Raw genomic sequence first — 21,505 nt, 5'->3', positions numbered from 1 at the left:
GTGTGTTCGTGTCGAAAAATACCCATATTTGCCTATAGTCTGTAGAGAATAGTTTTCGTTATTTTTAAGAATAATACTCGATAATTTGGGCGTTTAGCCGTTCTCTCGCGACCCGATATTTTAAAAATTCTTGAAATTTCTCGGTGAATTGCGTAGATGGTTTTTCGGCCAGCTCGCGATCTTCCTCGCTTATGCCAGATCCCCCCAAATGTCTCTGAAATTTAACGCGGTACGTTTTTGCGTGGGGTCTCGCCTGCGCTTTCGCGTGTCCGACAAGCGAGGTTGCCCGATTGCACCAGTCCAGCACGCCCTTTGGTCTCTATGACCCCAGTCTCGAACACAGCAATTGCGGCGTCGGTTTTCTGACCCGCAAGGACAGCACGCAAACCCATGAGGTTCTGACCATGGGGCACGAGGCGCTTTGCGCCGTGCCGCATCGTGGCGGCATGTCCTCTGAGGGTGTGGGAGACGGCGCCGGTATTTCGGTCGATCTGTCTCTGTCTCTGTTTGAGAAACTGACGGGCGAAAAGCTGGAAAAAGGCGCGTTCGGCGTTGGCAATTTCTTCATGCCCGCAGATGGCTCGCAACTGCCGCGCGCGATCGCACTGATTGAAAACGCGCTGAAAGAGGCCGGGATGGAGATCGTGCTGGAACGCGATGTGCCGGTGAACAATGACGTCTTGTTGCCACGTGCCGTGGCCTATCAACTGCCGATCCGGCAATGGGTTTTCACCGCACCCAAAGAGTTGCGTGGCGCGGCATTGGATGCGCGCATCCATCGCGCACTTTTGGCCATCGAAGCGGTCGCCTACACCGATCCTTTGTTCGACGGGCTTTACCCGCTGTCTTTGTCGGCGCGCACGCAGGTGTTCAAAGGCCGTCTGAATTCCTGGGAAATCATTCCTTATTTCGAGGACCTTTCGGACCCGGATCACAAAATCCATACGCTGTATTTCCACACGCGGTTCTCGACTAACACCGACCCGCACCCGTCGATGGCCCAGCCGTTCCGGTTGATGGCGCATAATGGCGAATTGAACACCGACAAGAAGAACCGCCTGTCTGAGGCTGCCGTCGCTCTGGCGCGCAACACCGCGATCATCCGCCCGAAAGGCCAGTCAGACAGTTGCCGGCTTGATCAGACGTTGAACGCGCGCGTGTTTGAAGAGGGGCTTGATCTTGTCACCGCCGTTGTGGCGATGATGCCGCCCGCGTGGGAAAATGACGCGCGGATGCCCGATGACGTCAAAGCCATGTTTGAATATTTCTCCCTCTATGAGGAGAAAAACGACGGCCCCGCAGCGCTTTGTTTTGGCGATGGCAACATCATCGGCGCGCGTCTTGATCGGCTTGGCCTGCGCCCGCTGCGCTCCGTTGAGACCGAGGACTATCTCGCCGTGATGTCCGAGGCCGGGCAGATCAGCTTTGCGCCGGACACTGTTCTGCGGCGCGGTCGCGTCAAGGCGGGCGGGATGATCTATTACAACCACGCTGACCAGAAGCTTTATGAAAATGACGAAGCGTTGGCGCTTTTGGCGCGTCAGGCCGATTACAAGGCGCTGGTGCAGGCAGCGCAGGTCAACATCGACGACCTGCCAGACCCTGAAGGTGATCCGAAAGCCGCCTCCAAAGTCTATGAGGGCGATCTGTGCCGCCATGCGCGCTATGTGGCCTACACGCTCAATCAAGAGAGCTTTAAATTTCTCATGGACCCGATGCTTCAAAGTGGTGTCGAAAAGGTTTCGGCCATGGGGTATGGCAATGCAATCAATGCCTTGTCTGACAACGAAGGCGGGGTGGCGAAATATTTCAGCCAGCGCTTCGCACAGGTGACCAACCCACCTCTCGACAGCATCCGTGAAGCGGATGGCATGACTTTGCGGGTGGCTTTGGGCGAAAAACCCTATCTCGGCCAGTCGCGCTCGCGTCAGATCGTGGTCAATTCCCCGATCCTCAAAATGGCGGATATGCTTAAGATCAAGGCCCAAAAAGACACCCCCTGGGCCACGTTCAACATCCTCTACACGCCCGTGTTCGGCGATGGGGCCGCGAATGAGCGCGCGCTGACCGAAGCGATTGATGCCGTCGCCGCAGAGGTCGCCAAATTCGCCCGTGATGAGGGTGGGATCGCAATCCTCACCGACCGCCATATCACCAGCACGCTTTGCCCTCTGCCGATGACCATGGCGGTCTCTGCAATCAACCAGAAACTGATCGAAGAGGGGCTGCGCCTCAAAGTATCTCTTGTGGTCGAAAGCGGTCAGATTTCGTCGTCTCACCATATTTGCTGTGCTTTGGGATTTGGCGCGGCGGCGGTTTATCCGCTGGGCGTGCGGATGCGGGCCGAAGAGGTCTATGGTGATCAGGCCACAGAGGCGTTCAAGAAATTCCACAAAGCGGCCGCCAAAGCCATCATGAAAACCATGGGCAAGGTCGGGCTTTGCACGGTCGAAAGCTATTCGGGCGGGGAGTTCTTTGAGCCCAATTTTCTTGACACCAACGACCCGGTGTTCCGCAAATATTTCCCGAACATGAAAACCCCGGTCGGCGGCGTGCGGTTCAACACCGTGGCGCAATCCGTGGCCGATTGGCATGAGCGCGCGCTTACGATCAAGACCTTCGATGACATTCCGATGCTGGGGCTGTTCAAGGAACGCTCTGAGGGTGCGGGGCATTCCTATGGCACCACGGCCGTGCGGGAATTCGTCAATCTGACCGAAGAACCTCTGGCCTTTGCCCGTCCTGATGATGAGCCCGCAAAGGACGACACTGATCCCATGCGGTTGTTGACCCTGCGCCAGATGAATGACGCCTTTGGGATCGACGAGGCAGGCTATGTCCACACAAGTTTCGACAAGCTCACCAAGGAGCAGATCGACAGTTTCGACATCACGCCGGGATATCGCGCCTTTAGCCGCGCCATGGCCGAAGAACGCGCCCGCCGCCCCGCAGCACTTCGCGATGTTTTGGCCTTCCCGGCGGATATCACCTATCTGAGTTCAGCCGCCGACATCAAACGCGAGATGATGCTGTTCAACCGGGCCGGAAACAACGACTTCGTGATCCGGGGGCTTGAGGTCTGGCAGATCAAGCCGGGCGAATTCGGTCTTCGGCTCACCGGTCCGAAAGCCAAGGAGATCAGCCGTCTGGATGCTTTGGCACAGAGCCTCGTCGAGCGCTTTGGTGCGGATGTACACGGGCATTGGGTCGAGACCGGCAAACTTCATGTGGAATGTAAGGGCAAGGCGCTTGATTACCTGTCGCGCATCCGCAAGGCACCGGAGCCGCTGGATCTGTCTGAGGTGCAACCCGCCTCCGAGATCACTGGGCGTCTGGCCTCCGGCGCCATGTCGCACGGCGCGCTTGTTGCCTCTGCGCATGAGGCGGTGGCCCATGGCACCAATATGGCGGGCGGCATGTCCAATTCCGGCGAAGGTGGCGAACATATCAGCCGCTATGGCACCATTCGCGCCAGCCGGATCAAACAATTCGCCTCAGGCCGCTTTGGCGTCTGGGCGGGCTATCTGGCCGATCCGAACCTCGAAGAGATCGAGATCAAGATCGGGCAGGGCGCGAAGCCCGGCGAAGGCGGCCAGTTGCCCGCGCCGAAAGTCACCGTGGAAATCGCCGCCGCGCGTGGGGGGACGCCGGGGGTCGAACTGATCTCCCCGCCGCCGCATCACGACACCTATTCGATCGAGGATTTGGGGCAGCTCATCCATGACGCCAAGGCCGCGCGCGTGCGCGTGATTGTGAAACTCGTGTCTTCTGAGGGCATCGGCACCATCGCGGTCGGCGTCGCCAAGGCAGGGGCCGATGTGATCAACGTCGCAGGCAACACGGGTGGCACGGGCGCCGCCTCTGTCACCTCGCTCAAATACACCGGGCGCGCCGCCGAGATCGGCATCGCCGAGGTGCATCAGGCGCTCTGTGCCAATGGCATTCGGCAAAAGGTGATGCTGCGCTGTTCGGGCGCGATGCAGACCGGATCGGATGTGGTCAAAGCCGCGCTCATGGGAGGCGACAGTTTCGAATTCGGCACCACGGCTTTGATGATGCTCAAATGCGTCATGGCGAAAAACTGTAACGTGAAATGTCCCGCAGGTCTGACCACGAACCCCGAAGTTTTCGACGGCGATCCCCGCGCTTTGGCGCAGTATCTTGTAAATATCGCCCATGAGGTGCGCGAAATTCTTGCGCTCTTGGGCTTCAGGAGCCTCGATGAGGCGCGCGGGCGGGCCGATCTTTTGCACCTGTTGGATCACCCGTCGTCGGTGGGGCAACTGAACCTGCGCGCCATGTTGACCAATGTGCCGGAGGTCCGGGTCGAGAATCCGGTCTATCTGGAACGCGATTACGCGGTGGATGACCTGCTTTTGGACCAGATGCAGGCGCGTCTGATCAAAGGCGGTGAAGATCAGATCGTGCTCAAACCCAACGAGGCGCTCAACAATCGCAACAAATCCGTGGGCGGGCAGCTTGCCATCGATATCGAACGGATGCTGAACCACGGCGACGGGCCGCTACCGAAAGCGGCGCGCACCGATGAGCGTGGGCGCAGTTTCCTCGATATGCGCGCTGTACGCATCCAGACCCAAGGCTCGGCGGGCCAAAGTTTTGGCGCGTTCTGCAATGACGGCATGGTGATGGAACATGTCGGCACCTGCAATGACGGGGTCGGCAAGGGCCAGTGTGGCGGTGAGATCATCGTGCATTCTCCGGGAGGCGGATCGGAGACCGAAAATGTGCTGATCGGCAATTTCGCCCTTTTCGGTGCGACGGGTGGCCGTTGTTTCATCGGGGGACAGGCGGGCGATCGTTTTGCCGTGCGCAATTCCGGCGCGACCGCAGTGGTCGAAGGCGTGGGCGAGTTCTGCGCAGAATATATGACCCATGGCGCGGTTCTGAACCTCGGAGACTTTTCCACGGGCTTCGGCAACGGCATGTCGGGCGGCTTTGCCTATCAATATGACCCGGAACACCGCATGCCCGCTCTGATGAGCCGCGACTCGGTATTGTCCGGTACGCTTGCCGATGGCTCTGCACAGGCGGACATCCACCGGGAAGCCGTGCGCCAGTTGTTGCAATGGCATGTCGAGGCGACGCAATCTGCGCGCGCTGAAAAGCTACTCGGCGAATTTGACACGCGGCTTGACGATTTCGCATGGGTCATGCCCAAGGCACTTTTGCAATATCAGGACGCGGACGAAATCAAGTCCGCGAAAAGCCGCAAGGATTTGGTCGAGGAATTGGCAACAGCGCTGTCCAATCACCAGATCACGGAGGTCAAGAAAGCCTGGCGTCAGGGCGTCAATGTCCTGAAGGGCGCAACTCCCGCCTATGGCGAAACCGATACTGACGAGATGTTCCGCCTCTTGGGCAGCTATACGGTGATGGATCTGGCCCGCGTTCAGGCTGAAAAACGTGTGGGCAAAGACGATCCCCTCGCACTCGCCAAAGCGCAGCGCAATCTGATCCTGACCGAAGATTTCGCCCTCATGATGGCGCTTGCAAAACATGCGCGTGCTGCGATCGCCGACTATAGCGATGACGAACTGGCCTCTCTCGTGGCTAACAAACGACTAATGGATTTCAAACGCGCGCTGTCGATGCGCAACATCCTATCGATGGACAGCCCCGGCACCTATGCCTGGATCCTGCATCAATCTGCGAAGAACCGCAGGGCTTTGGGGGATATCCCAAGCTTTGACGCGCTCTTCGTCCAACAATCCCTACCTGACGTGCTTGCACGTACCGCCGCGGAGTAACTCATGAAACTGCCTTTTATTCCCGAAGACGCCCCTTTCTCCGGTGATCAGCGCGCGTGGCTTGGCGGCTTTCTGGCCGGTCTGCATTCGCGCAAGGCACTGGGTGATTTCGGTAGCCCTGCCGTAGCCGCCAATGCCGCGCCCGTGGCACAGAAAGCCATCGACATTCTCTATGGCACCCAGACCGGCAATGCCGAAGAGGTCGCAAATGAAGCCGCCGCCCTTGCCAAAACCCGCGGGTTCGCGCCACGCGTCGAGGAACTGGACGCCATCGACATGGACCGCCTGTCCCAGATGGACACAGTGATCATCGTGGTCTCCACCTATGGCGAGGGCGAAATGCCCGACAACGCGCATATGTTCTGGGAAGCGCTGTCTTCCGGCACGGCGCCGCGTCTGGAGAGCCTCAATTTTGGTGTGCTGGCGCTGGGGGACACGAGCTATGATGGCTTCTGTCAGGCTGGCAAACTCATCGACATGCGGCTTGAGCAACTGGGCGCGAAACGTCTTGGTGCGCGGGTGGATTGCGATGTGGATTTCGAAGATGCCGCAAGCGCTTGGCTCGGGGATGTGATGCCCCATGGCGGTGCCGCACAGGCGGTGGAGACCCCCGCCGACATCGTGCCCCAGAAAACAGGTTGGGGCCGCAAAAATCCCTACAGCGCGCGGGTGATCGAGAACCGGCTCCTGTCGGGCGCTAAATCCGCGAAAGAAATCCGCCATTTTGCCTTTGATCTGGGTGACAGTGGCATGACCTATGAGGCGGGCGATGCGCTTGGGGTGATGCCAGTGAACAACGCGGGTCTGGTCGACACGCTGTTGCAACGCCTTGGGGCCTCCGCCGATCACATGATTGATGGCTATGACGCGCCTTTGGGTGTGCTTTTGACCAAGAAATTCGAGATCGCGACCCCTTCGAAGGAGTTGATTTCCGAGATCGGCAAACGCGCGGGACACGATGAGCTCAGCCATGTGATCGCCAATGGTGACAAAGAGGCGATGGAGGCGTTTCTTTGGGGGCGTGATACGCTTGATCTGATCAATCTTGCCCCGGAAATGACCCTCGCGCCCGAGGAGTTCGTGAGCTGGCTCAAACCCTTACAACATCGCGCCTATTCGATTTCCTCAAGTCCCAAGGCCCATCCGGGCGAGGTGCATCTGACGGTCGCTGCCGTGCGTTGGCTCTATGAAAACCGCGCCCATGGCGGGGTCTGTTCGACCTTCCTCTCGGATCTGGCCACTGAGGGCACTCAGACGCCGATTTTCATGTCTCCAAACAAGAGCTTCCGCGTACCCGAAGATGACAGCGTACCGATGATCATGGTCGGTCCCGGCACTGGTATCGCGCCCTTCCGCGCCTTCCTCGAAGAGCGTGAGGCGCGTGGTGCAAAGGGCATGAACTGGCTGTTCTTTGGCGATCAACACCGGGCTTCGGATTTCATCTACGAGGACGAGATTTCCGAGATGAGCGCCTCTGGCTTGCTCACCCGTCTCGATCTGGCGTTTTCCCGCGATCAGGCGGAGAAAATCTATGTCCAGAACCGGATGGAAGAGAACGGCAAGGCACTTTACGGCATGTTGGAAAACGGCGGGCATTTCTATGTCTGCGGGGACGCCACGCGCATGGCGCGTGATGTCGATGTGGCACTCCATAAAATTATCGAAACCCAGGGTGCGATGACACCTGAGGCGGCAACGGAATACGTGAACCGCCTCAAGCGTGAGAAACGCTATGTGCGGGATGTCTATTGAGGTGACTTTTGCCCGACATATCAGGTCCGAACTCTTCGCCCTTTGCATGCTGTAAACAAGCGGTAGAGACGCCGCGAGCAGCTCCTTTGCCGGAGACGGCGGAGGCATTGCGTGCGCTCGACGGCACCGTCGATCTCGATATTGATCTCGAAGGGCTCGCGCTCTTGGGGACGTTGTTCGATGAAACACAGGTGATCACCCGCAATCATGCTGCTCTGGTGCAGGGACGTGGCGGATATGCCGGGTTCCAGCGTTGTGGCGCCGCTTGGAAAGCCAACAAAGCGCGGATCAACATGCGGGTCTCCGGAACGCGCGATCCGCTGATCTTGCGCAACAACTCTCAGGCCGATCTGCGCCTTCCCGCCGCGATCTCGGTGGTGGGGGCGGATGGAGAAATCTGCCACCGGGTTCAGTTCTTTTCGGAAATGGACTGGCTGACCGCGCAAACTGCGGATATCCGCGCCGAGGACCGCCCCGTCACGCCCTCGCGCGCGACTGCTCAGCCCAATAATGTCATCTCTCTTGCCGCCGTGCGCCACGCCCGCGCCAAATGGGGGGCCTCCCATCTGGGCGATCACCTCGATGATCTCATTACCGATCAGGGGCAAACGCGGGCCAACAGCCTCAGCTATGTCGGTCGCGCCCATGCCCGCCGTGTTGCCCCCGCTTACCTTCCCTCCTTTCTTTCATTTCTCTGTCGTCGTCGGGTGAAATTCAGCGCCAGCGTCCCCGCCGAGGGGCTTATCCAGACACTTTGTGGTCAGGGACAAAGCTGTGTTGGTGATACAAAGGGCGTTATGACCTGCCAAACGGATCAGGGTCTCTTTTCGCTCGATCAGTCTCATGTGGCCGAAGCTTGGGTCACCCGGCACTGCTCCACTGCTGCGACACGCTTCGGCGCCGCGCTAGAGCTTTATGACAGAGAGGGACGCGCGCTTGCGGTCCTGCATGCCGATCCCTGGTCAGAAGGAGCCACTTGGAACAGCTATCTGGAAGCCATGCCGAACATTTGAGCGCCCGGTTGGGGGCTGCCCCGGGATGACACCGAGCCATACAGTTAAATGCTGTCCGCAACGACACGTTGCCGCGGGTGGGGGCAGAGCAACCAAGACCATTGCTCTCAATGGGCCAATCCTTGAGGCTGTCAGCTCAAATAGCGGACAACATTGCGCGCCTGTAAAGGTCCAGTACTCACGGCCGTTTCACAAACTGGGGTCTGAGCCTAAGGCCGAGGCGCTGCACGTGCCTCGTCCCGGCGGTAAACCGTAAAGCAAGCTGACTCTGCGATATTTGATATCCACGGGCCGCAAAGTCTTGATCCGGTCGTGCCTTGCGGAGACATTCTTATTTTGCACGATCGGCATGTATCTGCCCGAAGAGTGATGCTCTGAAGGTTCATGGAATAGGAAGAGCCTCCACAGCCTCAGAGTTCAAGGTCGCCTGCGCCACTGTTTGTCAGAACTTGAATTGCAACGCTTGGCGATCCCTTAGCGATTTGATAGACGGACGTGAAACTCGGCGCCACCTTCTGCTCAGATCAACGGCAGCTGTCCGATTGCACAGAATAAATTCTGTGCTGACAGTGGGGGGTAGGTGATTGGTACGCTTGGGGGGAACTCGGGGCACATGTGTTTGCCGTGCATACGACGGAGATGTTGTATGATGCACGAGCCCCCAAAACTACAGTTTGCCACATATTGGGAAAACCGGCCAATTCTGCTCAATTATGCGTTTCGCATCCTTGGATCGCGCGAAGCTGCTGAAGATGTTGTGCAAGAAGCTTACATCCGTTTCTCCACACAGGACAGGGCCACAGAACCGACCCATCTCAAGGCCTATCTGTTTCGCATCGTGCATAATCTGGCGCTGAATTCGAGCAAACGCCGCCGGTACGAGAGGGATCAACTGCGCCGAGATGTGCCTGACTGGGGCCTGCCTGCGGCGGCGTTGACGCCAGAAGATGTCCTTCTATTCGCAGAAAAGGTACGTGGCGCGATGCAAATTGTAGAGGATTTGCCGAAAGAGCAACGTCAGGCACTGGAGTTGCATCGCTATTCGGGGCATTCGATGAAAGAGGTCGCCCGCAGGCTCGGGGTCTCTGAGCGCAAAGCTTACAGGCTCGCGCAAGCTGCCTTGGCCACCGTTGCGCTACAGCTGCGAGGGCAGACACAGGAAGACCCGCCCCCTGAGTGACGTGACCTCTTAGGATATGACTTTTATGACGCCCGGTTTGGACGGGCGCGATGCCGAACGCCAATCAAAGGAAGCCTCTGTCTTGGAACAGAATGACAAAAGCAACCGCGAGGTTTTCGAACAAGCCGCCGGGTGGATGTTGCAGCTGAACGCGTCGCCCGAGGATTCCGAACTGCGGGCGCGGTTCGATGCGTGGCTGGCCCAGCCCGACCATCAACAAGCCTGGTCAGACGTGCAAACCGCATGGGATGCTCTGGGGGTTTTGGATGCTCTGGAACAACAACCAGTCAGCGCAGCACATGACACCGCAGAGGTCATCTCTCTGGCGGCGCGACACGGGCGCTCGCCTGCAAAGCGCGTCATGCGCGGAACGGCACGGGCGCTCGGACTGATCGCCGCGCTTTGGGTTGCGTGGCTCTACATTCCTTTCGCACTCATCGCTTTGCAGGCGGATCATCGCACCTCGAAAGGCCAGACCGCTTTTCTCGAAATGGCGGATGGGTCGACCATCGAGCTTGCCGGAGCCTCCGCTATCGACGAATCCTACGCCCCGGCTGAGCGGCATATTTCCCTGATGCAGGGCGAGGCCTTCTTTGATGTGGCACAGGATAAAGAACGCCCCTTTGTGGTCGATGCAAGCGGCGTGCGCATCATCGTGCATGGCACCGCGTTCAATATCCGCGTCACCTCTCAAAGCACGATCGTTGCGCTCCTGCATGGGTCGGTTTCCGCACAGATCGACGGGCTCTCAGAGGAACCAACCGTGCTCACCCCGGAGCATCAGATTGTGATTGCGCAGGACACAGGCACCTATCGCATCGAACCTGTCGCGCCCGAGGACATTGGCAGTTGGCGAGATGGTCGTATTTTTCTGAGCGACGTCACCCTCGCGGAAGCCGCCGAGATCATCGGTCGGGCGCACAGGGCATGGATTTCCATTCCTTCGGATGCCCTCGCGCGTCAGCAGGTCAGCGGTTTTTTTGACCTCTCTGATCCCGATGCGTCGCTGGACCTTCTGGCCGCATCTTTCGGCGCGCATGTGCGCCATATGACGCCCTATTTGCGGGTGATTTCCGAGGGCTGATCTTAATTCTGATAAAAAAAATCAGTTTTTGACAAAAAACCGCACTTCGCGCTGACAAAATCGGCGCGGCGTTTGTCCTTAGAACCAAATGCGCACTCAAGATGCGCCTGAGAGGGACTAAGGAGAAATCGCCGATGACCGCACAAAACCTATTAAAACCCATAAGATGCGCGCGCGTCGCCCGTCGCGGTCCGCACAGGTTTGCCTTGTGGCTCACTGTGGCAACGCAGGCGCTGGTGGGGGGCACGGTTTTGAGTTTTGTGCCGGCGCAGCTTTTGGCACAATCCCAGACCCAGCGCAGTTTCGACATTCCTGCGCAATCTTTGTCGTCGGCTTTGGCGCAGTTCGGTCGGCAATCCGGCACTCAGGTGGCCTTTGCGTCCTCGGCGACCAGAGGGCTGACGTCACGTGCCGTGTCTGGCACGATGCCCCCGGAGCAGGCGCTGACCCTTCTGCTCAATGGCACGGGCATTCTTTGGCACAATTCCGGCTCCGGTTTCGTGATCGAAAAGCCGGATTTCGGCGCGCAGATGGGGTTATCTCTCGGAGAGGATGTCATTGTGCTCGATACCATCGTGGTCGATGCGGGCAGCTGGGGCGCTTTGGGCGACAGTGATCGAAAGTATCAGGTCCCGGCCTCTGTCGATTACATCCCCGAAGAGGATATCCAATGGTTTCGCGGCAGTTCGGCCGGGGATTTTCTCAAAGGCACGCCCGGCGTCATGACCGGCGACAACCGCAACAGCGGGGCGGTGGATGTGAACATTCGCGGCATGCAGGGCTTTGGTCGCGTTCCGGTGGTGATCGACGGAACCCAACAGCAAAACACCGTCTATCGCGGTTATTCCGGGGTTGCCAACCGCAACTATGTCGATCCGGACCTGATCAGCGAGGTGACCATCGACAAAGGCCCAAGCGCGGGCGTCTACGGCGTTGGCGCCACGGGCGGCGTGGTGGAAATGCAAACCATCGGGGCAGAGGACATCCTCAAAGAGGGGGAAACCTACGGCTTTCGGGTACGTGGTGGATTTGCCACCAACTCCTCGGCCCCACCCGCCGAAGGAACGCGGGGCGGCATTTACGGATTTGAAACACAACGCTACCGCACGGGATGCAGCTATGATTGCACGGTGCAAGAGGTGCCTGAAGGCCTCGATGATGTGAACAGCTACGGCACGCTCGACGGGATGGACCGGCCATCCGCTTTTGAACCTACGTCGACCAATGGCAGCGTGGCGGCCGCAAAGGTTTGGGAAGACCTTGATTTTGCGAGCGAAATCGAATTGATCGGGGCCTATTCGCGGCGCAAGACCGGCAACTATTATGCCGGCACGAATGGTGACACGCCCACCATCGAATATAGCGATGTTCGACTGGATTTGTCCGGCGACCGCTGGGTCGATTACACCTATGTCACGCTGGAGGGGTTGAACCGCTACCGGGCAGGCGAAGAGGTGCTCAACACCTCGCAGGACAACACGTCTTACATGCTTAAAGGCAGCCTTGAGACCTTCAACGGGCAGAGGTTCGAACTTGGCTATATGCGGTATGAAAGCCTGTTTGGCGAATTGATGCCCTCTGTCATCATCCGTGGTGAAGGCGCGGAACAGGCCCCTTTGTCCGAGGTTTCCGTCGACACCTATACGGCGCGTTACAAATGGGATCGGGACGATCTCATCAACCTGAGCGCCAATCTTTGGCACACCCATACGGACACTTTGATCCGCACGCCTTACGAATTTTTCGGCGGCGAATTCGATCAGGGCTATTGGGATATTTCCAAACGCACAGGCTTTGACATCACGAATGAGTCCACGCTGCGCACCGGGATGGGAGATGTGGCTCTGTCTTATGGTGCGTCATATACCTACGAAACGCTCGCTCCGCCGGATGATTACGACGCAGAGGGCTCTGAGGTCTCCGACGTCTTGCAGTCCCGCGATGGCTGGCGGCGCGAGGCCAGTGCCTTTGTCGCGGCGGAATGGGACCCGCTCGACTGGCTGACGCTGAACGGTTCGTTGCGCTACACGCACACCCACAGCTACGACAACAATCCGGCGCAGATTGTCGGCACGGACAGCTACGAGAACAACGAGGAAAAGAACTCCGGTTTCGCGCCTATTGCGGCGATCACGGTAGAGCCTGTGGGCGGCTATCAGGTCTATTTGCGTTATGCCGAGGCGATCCGTGCACCGAGCTTGTTTGAATCGACCGGCGGTTGGTCCTTCGAAAGCTCGCCTTCTCTGGCGCTCAAGGCGGAACATGCCAAGAACTGGGAGTTGGGCACGAATATCATGCTTGATGACGTCTTGGGCGCGGGGGACAGCCTGAGGTTCAAGGCGGCCTATTTCCACAACCGGACCGACGACTACCTGACGCGCGTGTACTATAGCGGCTCGGATACGGAAACGGGCACCGGGTCCACCGCTATGCGCAACATCGACTATGCGGAATGGAAAGGGTTTGAAGTGTCGGCCGCTTATGACACCGGGCGGTTTTTCGCGGAAGCCTCCGCGACGCATTACACCCATATGAATTTCTGCACCAAAGAGACCGACTGGCAGGCGGATCGTTGTCGTCCGGGCGGGGTGTCGAATGGCTATGCGCAACTGCATGTCACCCCTGAGACCAGCGCGACGTTGACCCTTGGCGGGCGGTTCCTGGACGAGACCCTGACCCTGGGGGCGCGGACCTCCTATGTTGGCGCGCGCGCCTCCGGCACAAGCAGCGAAGACTCCGGCTACTACACCAATATCGTCGAATGGGCCCCCTATACGCTCGTCGATCTGTTCGGCAGCTATGAGCTGAACGACAGCACCAGCGTGGATTTCAGCGTCGATAACCTCACCGACGTCTACTACATGGATGCTTTGACACTGGGTCTCATGCCTTCGCCAGGGCGCACGATACGCGCCAGCATCACCGCAAAATTCTGACATCCCACATGGTTTTCAGACCGCTGCCACCGGCGGTCGGCCCTCTTCACACATCAAACGGGGACACAACATGTCCAATATTCTCGCACAAACCCGCACTCTCGCACACACCCAACGCGGCGCCAGTTTCATTCTGCGCACCAGTGTGTCGACCTTGACGCTCAGCCTGTTGATCGCGTTTTTGCCCGATGCAACCCGGGCGCAATCTCTCTCGCCCGCCGAATGGACCGGGGCCGTGGATACCGACTGGCAGGAGGTCGGGAACTGGGCCGATGGCACACTTCCTGATGGCACTCAGGAGGTCAATCTTGGCTCTGGCGACATCAGCCTCTCCGGGGGGACGGGCACAGGCACATATATCAACGTCGGCACCGACGGTGCCGCCGATCTGACCATCGACGACGATGCATTGTTTGAGGCCGAGCGCTTTGCGATTGGCAACACGGCGGGCGAAACCAGCAGCGTCACCATCAGCGGGTCGGGCACTGTGGTCGATGCCCTCAACGCTCTGGGCGTCGGGTTTCGCGTGGGGGAGACCGGCGATGGCACCTTGACCATTTCCGACGGTGCGACAGTCCTCAACGGGGGCGCGTTGCAAATCGGATATGGCGCGGACACCTCTGGCACGGTCACCATCACAGGCGATGGCACAAGCGTCTCAGTCGGACGGATCAATATCGGTCAGAACGGGCAAGGCACGATGTTGGTCGATGATGGCGCCTTGGTCGATCTCAATGAGAGCGACCTCTATGTCACGGCGGCGGAAGGCAGCGACGGCAGCAGCCTGACGATTTCCGGCGGTGCGCAGATGATCAATGTTGATGACGCCGACATCGGCCGCTCATCAGATGGCACCCTGACCCTCTCCGACGGCGGCAGCTTGTCCATGGCTGGCTCTTTGAGAGTGGGTTCGGACACCTCCGCCGGGTCCGTGGTCGTGACCGGCGCAGGGTCGACATTGGAGTCCGATGGGAGCATCACCTTGACCGCAGGCAGTTTCGGGACATTCGATATTCTCGACGGTGCCTCCGTCTCTTCCAACACCTTTTCCCTCGGTTCGGGCCTTTATGGGGGCGAAGGGGCCGTGCTGACCGTGTCGGGTGAAGGCTCCACCCTTGAAACCGTCAACGGATTGAGCATCGGCACCTATGGCGAAGGGGTTCTCAACCTGTCCTATGGCGGCACGGTTTCGGCGGGCACAGGCGGCGGCGACAATGCTTATCTGCTTTTGAGCAGTGACGAACTTGGGGAGGGTGTCGTGAACATCGGCGCGGCCGAGGGAGAGGCGGCGATCGAAGCCGGATCACTCGCGGGCACCGAAACCATTCGGTTCGGTGAGGGGACCAGCCAATTCGTGCTGAACCACACGGAGACGGACCTTGAGATCGACGCCGATTTCGTCACGGCCTTCGAAGAGACCGGAACGGCCACGATCAAACAGATCGCGGGGACGACGATCTTTAACGGCAATGGTCTTGAATATAACGGCGAGATCGAGGTGTCCGGCGGCACGGCTCTGTTCACGGACAGCTTTGGCGGTGCGATCTCGGTCTCCGATGGCGGTACATTGGGGGGAACCGGATCGCTTGGCTATACGGAGATCATCATCACCACCACATATTTCGATTTCGACACCTATGAGATGGTCACAGAAACCGAGACTACGCAGGAGTATTACACCGCGACGATCGGGTCGGGTGGCACACTTGCGCCGGGGCTGACGAATGAGATCGGCGCGCTGAATTTTGCGGGCGATCTGGTGTTTGAGGACGGCTCGACCTTCCTGGTCGATATGGGGGAGAACGGCGTCAGCGATCAGGTCACGGTCGACGGCGCCATCACCATCGACGCGGGCGCGCAAATTGCGGCTGTGGTGCAAAGTGGCATCTCCTATCTGGAGGGTTGGGAATATACCGTTCTGAGCGGCGAGAGCCTTGCGGGCACGTTTGAAGACATCAGTGAGACCGGCGACTATGCCACCTTTACCGCCACCTATAGCGATACGGACCTGACTCTGACGATTGGCGAGGCTGTGGATCCCGGCGACGACCCGGATGACGGCTCAGGCTCAGGCTCGGGAGACGATGACACGCCCACAGGACCGGATTTCACCGCCGCCGCCCAGACCGCGAACCAAGTTGCAGTCGGCACCGCGATCAACGCCATGAGCGAGAGCAGCGATCTCTACAACACGCTCTATCTCGTCCAGTCCGGCGGCACGGCCGCGGCCCTGGATCAGCTGTCCGGGGACATTCACGCCACGACCCGCAGTGCAATGATTGCCGATGGGACCTTGGTGCGTGATGCCATGGGCGCACGCCTTCTGGCGCTTGAAACCTCGCGCGAACAGGGCGATTTCGTCTCACAAGGCGCGGGTTTCCAAGAGCCCTATCGCACCAATCGCCTGACGCCCTGGGCCGCCACCTATGGTGCCTGGAGCGATCTGGACGGCGACGGTGAGGCGCAAGACGTCGAGCGCATGGCGCATGGTCTCGTCATGGGGCTGGATGGCGCCGGGTTCGATGATTGGAACATCGGCTTGATGGCGGGCTTTGGCTACGCCTCCTATGACAGTGAGCGCTCTGATGTGTCGAGCGACAGCTATCACCTCGGTGCCTATGCCGGCAAAAGCTGGGGGGCGTGGACCCTGCGTTCGGGGATTTCGTGGAGCCAGAACGATCTGCGGAGCAACCGCAGTGTCGAAATCGCGCAGATTTCCGGGACCAGCTACACCGATACTTTGACCGGGTCTTATGAGGCCAAGACCATGCAGGCCTTTGGTGAAGTGGGCTATGGGTTTGAACGCGGCAACACACGGTTTGAACCCTTTGCCAATCTGGCGCTCATGCGGCTTGAGACAGATGGGTTCACGGAGACGGGCGGGGCTGCGGCTTTGACGGTCGAGGGCGACACCAGCAAGACCACCTTCACCACGCTGGGTCTGCGCGCCGATCACGCGCTGGCGCTCGGGGTTGGATCCGCGCGGCTGTCCGGCACTCTGGGCTGGCAACATGCCTTTGGTGACACCGACTTTAACTCTGTGCATAGCTTTGTCGACAGCGACAGCTTCACCGTGACGGGCGCGCCTCTGGAGCGTGACAGTGCAATCGTGAAAGCGGGGGTCGATGTTCAATTGTCACCCGGTTCCGTTCTGGGACTGTCCTATGAGGGTGCCTTTCAGTCCGGTTCCGCGACGCACGGTCTGGGCGCACGCCTCGATCTCCAGTTCTGACGCGTTGCATAGATATCACCCTCCCGGCAACAGGCCGGGGGGCTCCCTCTCTTTGAAAGCCAAACATATGACAGCAGTTGGCTGAAATCTCCCAACGCAACTCACCGACCGACTGCGCGCCGCGACCCACTCCACGCATGAGCGATTGGATGCCTTGATCATGGTGGTGCGCGCTACTTTGAGCTGATGCTTATGTTATAAAACAATTGGTTAGATAATGGTGAGGTTGTGCCATGTCTGGCTCTTACAAGCAATTGAACATCGAAGGGCGACGTAAAAGCGAGCGCTGGCTGAGTGCTGAAGTCCCTGTTTGTGAGATGGCGTGTGTGTTGATGCGCTCGAAAGCGACGTTCGCGACAACGCAAGCTGATCAAGCCCCCCGATCTCGCGAAACTGCGTGTCTGTCAGGAGATGATTTATCGCTACATCTATTCCACGGAAGGCATGGCGCAGGAGCTTTGGTGGTCTCTGTGGGAACACCGTAAGCCGCCTCAGCGGCGGGCCAGAAAGGCACTGTCGAGACCTCCAACCGACGGGTCAGGAAATGGCTGCCGCGCACGCGAGACATCACACGGATGCCAGACCATAAGCCGAGCCGGGTCGCGTGGTCAGGCCACATGGCCCAGACGCCATACGCCGCCCCGTCAGTAACCTCGGCCAGGGTCGCTGACAGGACAATCATGGCACAATCGAGATATAGAAGGGGCAGGCCCTGAAATCATCCGGCTTGCGGGAATGTTGTACATCCGTTTTCCGCTTGAGTTCCGAAATGTCGAAGATCTACTCCAAGAGCGTGGCGTGGTTGTGAACCATGAAACTGTCCGATATTGGTGGCACCGGTTTGGTCCTTTGTTTGCCACAGCGATCCGGAAACGCCGCATGAGGCAGTTTTTCCGGGGACTGCTTTTATCCTGTTCTTTTACGACTTTGAAACTTACACGAGCCAGTCATCGTCCAACTCTGGCAGAGGAATCGCCGACAGCAGCGTTTTCGTGATGTTAGACTGCGGGGTTTCGAACACCCTTTCGACGGAGCCATGATCGACAACTTCTCCATGGTTCAGCACGATCACATTGTCGCAGAGATGGCGGATCACCGAGAGGTCGTGGGAGATGAACGCCACCGTCAATCCCATGTCGCGCGCCAGCTCTTTCAAAAGCGAAAGCACTTGTGCCTGTGAAGAGACATCAAGCCCGGAGACGATTTCATCGGCCAGAATAAAACGAGGTTCGAGCGCGATGGCGCGTGCGATGCCGACCCGCTGCCGTTGACCGCCCGAAAGCTCATGCGGGTAGCGGTCCGCGAAAGCCACCGGCAGCCCTACCTTTTCCAATGCCGCCATCACATCTGCTTTGGTGCCGCCACGCCCGTAGCGTTTCATTGGCTGGCTGATGATCCGCCAGACCTTGTGGCGCGGGTTCAGAGAGGACATCGGGTCCTGAAAAATCATCTGAAGATCGCGGCGCAGAGGGCGCAAAGCGGTCTCGTCTAGATGACCGATTTCTTGACCGTCGAAAAGAACTTGCCCGCTATCCGGCTCTAGCAGGCGCACAAGCACCCGCCCGAAGGTCGATTTGCCGGAGCCGGACTCGCCGACGATGCCGGTGATCTGACCTTCCGGGATATCGAGGCTGAACCCTTTCAGCACCTCATTGCGCGGGGCGGCCCCGAACAAGGGCTTATGCGCCCGATCCGGGAAAGACAGGCGTAGATCGCGGACGGAAAAAAGCGCGGTCATGAGCGGCCTCCGACGTAAAGCTGGTCGTCCCGAGCGATCTGGCTGTGCAAATCTGCGATCAGCGAGGCAGGTACGGGAGAGAACGGACGCGCGAGATCGGCATAGCTCGGGGTCGCTGCGATCAGCGCCTGGGTGTAGGGGTGCTGCGGATTTGTGAAGACGTCGCGTGTCGGCGCGTCCTCCATCACCTTTCCGGCAAAAAGCACCGTGACCTTTTGGCTGATCTTCGCGACGACTCCCATGTCGTGGGTGACAAAGAGGACCGCAGTGCCGGTCTCCTGTTGCAGTTCCCGAATGAGGCGTAGGATTTGCTTTTGCACAGTCACATCGAGCGCGGTGGTCGGTTCATCCGCGACGATCAGCCGAGGCGAGGGGGCAAAGGCCGCAGCGATCAGCACGCGTTGTCGCATCCCGCCTGAAAGCTCGTGGGGGTAGCTGTTCATCACGCGCTTCGGATCACGGATGTGGACACGATCCAAAAGATCGAGGGCCCGCGCCTCGGCGTCCTGACGCGACCAGCCTTGAATGCGCACCAGCGGGTCAACGATTTGCGGCCCGATTTTGCGGACGGGGTTCAGTGCGGTCAACGGGTCTTGAGGAATGAGCGCCGCAGCCTGCGCGACCACGTTGCGCCGTGTCGAGGGTGTCATCATGTTGAGGTGCTCGCCCTCAAGCAGGATCTCCCCCTCGGTGATCGAGACATTCGTCGGCAGGATGCCGAGAACGGATTTCCCGATCATCGATTTCCCGGCACCGCTTTCGCCCACAAGAGCACGAACTTCTCCTGGCTCAAGCGTTAGGGAGACATTCCGAAGAAGCCGGAGACCGTTGGGAAGGGCGATGTTGAGTTTGATGATGTCGAGTGTCGGGGGATGTGGGGTGTGGGTCATTGCTGCACCGGGTCGAAATGGCGTTTAAGACCTTCCCCGAGCGTGGAGAAACTCAACACCGTCAGGAAAAGCGTGATCAGCGGGAACAAGAGCACCCACCATGCGAAGTGGATGGCGCCACGCCCTTCGGCGATCATCGCACCCCAAGTTGGGTCATCCGAGGAAATCGATAGGTTCACAAAACTGAGGATTGCTTCGACGATGATCGCGATGCCCATTTCCAGCATTAGGAGCGCGATAACCGAAGGAAGCACATTCGGCAGAATTTCGGACACCAGCGTTGTCATGCGTTTTGCCCCCCCGATCTGTGCGCTGTCGACGTAATCCATCCGAGCTTGCACCATGGTTTCTGCGCGGATCACCCGGGCAAAGCGGGTCCAGTCGATCACCGCAATCGCGAGGATCACGGACCAAAGTCCGGTGCCCAGAACCGCCACCAAAAGCACGGCGAAGAGGACGGGTGGAAATGCCATCCAGACGTCAACGAGGCGGGAAATGATCCGGTCCCACCAACCGCCGTAAAAGCCAGCGATGAGGCCAAGGATCGTGCCGAAGAGACAGGCCGCCAGAGCAGCGGTGAGGCTCACGATCAGCGCAATGCGCGCGCCATAGATCATACGTGACAACACATCGCGTCCGAGGCTGTCGGTTCCAAGCCAATAGCCCGGTTCCGCGCCTGAGACAAACCAAGGCGGCAAGCGCTCAAGCATCAGGTCTTGCGCCAGAGGATCGTGCGGCGCGACATAGGGCGCGAATAGTGCGGCGGCGACAACGATTGTGATCCACACCAGCGGGAGCCAAAGTCGAAAGTTCGGCGCGTGCAATCTGCGGGAACGGGGGGCGGAAACAGAGGTGTCAGCCATGACGCAGCCTCGGGTTCAGAAGTGTGTAGGACAGATCAACCAAAAGGTTGATGACGATGAAGAGGGCCGCAAAGAGGATCACGATGCCCTGAATGAGAGGCAGGTCGCGGTTGATCACGGCGTCGATTGCCATGTTGCCGAGACCTTCGTAGGCAAAGATGCGCTCCACGATGACGGTGCCGCCGATCAGGAAGGTGAATTGGACTCCGATGAGCGTCAGCGTTGGCAAAGCGGCGTTTCGAAGCGCTTCGCGCAGGATCACGGCGGTTTCGGAGAAGCCACGGACACGCGCCAGCGTCGTGTAGTCGAGATGCAGAACTTCTTTGAGAGACTGTTTCAAAAGCTGTGCGATCATTGCGGCAAGGGGCAGGGCCAAAGACATGGCGGGCATCAGCATATGCGACAGGGTCGAGCCAATCACATCGAGGCGCCCGCGGAGAATGCCTTCGATCACATAGAAATTTGTGGAGAAGTCGAAATCTAGGCGTGGATCAATGCGACCGGAGATTGAAAGAACCGGCCAAAGCACGCCGAACAGCAGCACAAAGATCAGCCCCCAAAGGAAATCCGGGACAGAGAGCACGGCACCGTTGGCAAGATCGAGACCGACCTCCGTGCCTGTCCCGCGTTTGCGCGCGCCGATCACGGCGATTGCACCCCCGAGTGCCACGGCAATGATGAGCGCCAGGATCGAAAGCTCCAATGTTGCGGGAAGGCGCCCAAGCACCAACTCGACTACAGGCTGGCGCAACGTAATGGAGGTGCCGAAATCGCCCTGAATGATGCCGCCGATCCAGATGAAAAATTGTTCCGGTAGGCTTTTGTCAAAGCCATAAAGGCGGGTGAGATTGGCAATGTCTTCCTCGGTGGCACCGGGCGGCAGCATCATTGCGATCGGGTTGCCGGGGGCGACGCGCACAAGGGTGAACACCACGATCGCGACGCCAAAGAGCGTCACCAGCGTGGTCGCAAGCCGGGTCAGAACTGTCTTGAGAAGCATGGATGTCTCGCTGTCGGAAAAGCGTCCCGGCGCTCAGGGAACGAGAGCG

11 protein-coding genes and 2 pseudogenes are annotated in these 21,505 nt (G+C 59.0%); 9 read left to right on the top strand and 4 right to left on the bottom strand.

Features of this window, described 5'->3' with window-relative positions; translation table 11 throughout:
- Window positions 1-290: 290 nt before the first annotated feature.
- From ACYBHZ_RS11840 to ACYBHZ_RS11800, 9 genes and pseudogenes are all read left to right on the top strand, one after another.
- Window positions 291-5,768, top strand: coding sequence for a glutamate synthase-related protein (locus ACYBHZ_RS11840; RefSeq protein WP_460274486.1), 5,478 nt, complete (start codon window positions 291-293; stop codon window positions 5,766-5,768).
- A gap of 3 nt (window positions 5,769-5,771) precedes the next feature.
- Window positions 5,772-7,520: a sulfite reductase subunit alpha gene (locus ACYBHZ_RS11835; RefSeq protein ID WP_460274485.1), complete on the top strand. Its 1,749-nt coding sequence runs from the start codon at window positions 5,772-5,774 to the stop codon at window positions 7,518-7,520.
- Between the two features lie 86 nt (window positions 7,521-7,606).
- Window positions 7,607-8,533, top strand: a complete 927-nt coding sequence (locus ACYBHZ_RS11830; protein WP_460274484.1) for a hypothetical protein — start codon at window positions 7,607-7,609, stop codon at window positions 8,531-8,533.
- Window positions 8,534-9,179: 646 nt separating this feature from the next.
- On the top strand, window positions 9,180-9,713 hold the full coding sequence (locus ACYBHZ_RS11825; RefSeq protein WP_460274483.1) for an RNA polymerase sigma factor: 534 nt from the start codon (window positions 9,180-9,182) through the stop codon (window positions 9,711-9,713).
- A gap of 25 nt (window positions 9,714-9,738) precedes the next feature.
- Window positions 9,739-10,797: a FecR family protein gene (locus tag ACYBHZ_RS11820; RefSeq protein ID WP_460274482.1), complete on the top strand. Its 1,059-nt coding sequence runs from the start codon at window positions 9,739-9,741 to the stop codon at window positions 10,795-10,797.
- Between the two features lie 260 nt (window positions 10,798-11,057).
- The gene (locus ACYBHZ_RS11815; protein ID WP_460274503.1) at window positions 11,058-13,733 is read left to right on the top strand and encodes a TonB-dependent receptor; all 2,676 of its coding nucleotides are present in this window, start codon (window positions 11,058-11,060) and stop codon (window positions 13,731-13,733) included.
- A 70-nt stretch (window positions 13,734-13,803) separates the two neighbouring features.
- Window positions 13,804-16,965, top strand: coding sequence for an autotransporter outer membrane beta-barrel domain-containing protein (locus ACYBHZ_RS11810; RefSeq protein WP_460274481.1), 3,162 nt, complete (start codon window positions 13,804-13,806; stop codon window positions 16,963-16,965).
- A 233-nt stretch (window positions 16,966-17,198) separates the two neighbouring features.
- Window positions 17,199-17,475: pseudogene (locus ACYBHZ_RS11805) on the top strand (IS30 family transposase); the annotation flags it as partial.
- A gap of 186 nt (window positions 17,476-17,661) precedes the next feature.
- Window positions 17,662-17,853: pseudogene (locus tag ACYBHZ_RS11800) on the top strand (IS6 family transposase); the annotation flags it as partial.
- A 46-nt stretch (window positions 17,854-17,899) separates the two neighbouring features.
- Here ACYBHZ_RS11800 and ACYBHZ_RS11795 read toward each other — a convergent pair.
- The 4 genes from ACYBHZ_RS11795 to ACYBHZ_RS11780 are packed head-to-tail and all read right to left on the bottom strand — an operon-like array spanning window position 17,900 to window position 21,456.
- Window positions 17,900-18,703 carry an ABC transporter ATP-binding protein gene (locus tag ACYBHZ_RS11795; protein WP_460274480.1) on the bottom strand — a complete coding sequence of 268 codons (804 nt, stop codon included), beginning with the start codon at window positions 18,701-18,703 and terminating at the stop codon, window positions 17,900-17,902.
- The gene (locus ACYBHZ_RS11790) at window positions 18,700-19,593 is read right to left on the bottom strand and encodes an ABC transporter ATP-binding protein (protein WP_460274479.1); all 894 of its coding nucleotides are present in this window, start codon (window positions 19,591-19,593) and stop codon (window positions 18,700-18,702) included. The genes ACYBHZ_RS11795 and ACYBHZ_RS11790 overlap by 4 nt, the downstream gene beginning before the upstream one ends.
- Window positions 19,590-20,456, bottom strand: coding sequence for an ABC transporter permease (locus ACYBHZ_RS11785; protein ID WP_460274478.1), 867 nt, complete (start codon window positions 20,454-20,456; stop codon window positions 19,590-19,592). Before ACYBHZ_RS11785 ends, ACYBHZ_RS11790 begins: the two co-directional genes overlap by 4 nt.
- Window positions 20,449-21,456, bottom strand: coding sequence for an ABC transporter permease (locus ACYBHZ_RS11780; protein ID WP_460274477.1), 1,008 nt, complete (start codon window positions 21,454-21,456; stop codon window positions 20,449-20,451). Before ACYBHZ_RS11780 ends, ACYBHZ_RS11785 begins: the two co-directional genes overlap by 8 nt.
- Between the last annotated feature and the right edge of the window lie 49 nt (window positions 21,457-21,505).

The organism is Celeribacter sp. ULVN23_4, assembly GCF_054788345.1.
Note: the sequence above shows the minus strand (reverse complement) of the source record. Positions and strands in the feature narration are given on the sequence as shown.

Bases quoted from the DNA above. Each gene is read 5' to 3' on its own strand.
- ACYBHZ_RS11790 (WP_460274479.1), bottom strand. From the start codon at position 19,593: ATGACCCACACCCCACATCCCCCGACACTCGACATCATCAAACTCAAC.
- ACYBHZ_RS11835 (WP_460274485.1), top strand. From the start codon at position 5,772: ATGAAACTGCCTTTTATTCCCGAAGACGCCCCTTTCTCCGGTGATCAG.
- ACYBHZ_RS11785 (WP_460274478.1), bottom strand. From the start codon at position 20,456: ATGGCTGACACCTCTGTTTCCGCCCCCCGTTCCCGCAGATTGCACGCG.
- ACYBHZ_RS11825 (WP_460274483.1), top strand. From the start codon at position 9,180: ATGATGCACGAGCCCCCAAAACTACAGTTTGCCACATATTGGGAAAAC.
- ACYBHZ_RS11795 (WP_460274480.1), bottom strand. From the start codon at position 18,703: ATGACCGCGCTTTTTTCCGTCCGCGATCTACGCCTGTCTTTCCCGGAT.
- ACYBHZ_RS11820 (WP_460274482.1), top strand. From the start codon at position 9,739: ATGACGCCCGGTTTGGACGGGCGCGATGCCGAACGCCAATCAAAGGAA.
- ACYBHZ_RS11810 (WP_460274481.1), top strand. From the start codon at position 13,804: ATGTCCAATATTCTCGCACAAACCCGCACTCTCGCACACACCCAACGC.
- ACYBHZ_RS11780 (WP_460274477.1), bottom strand. From the start codon at position 21,456: ATGCTTCTCAAGACAGTTCTGACCCGGCTTGCGACCACGCTGGTGACG.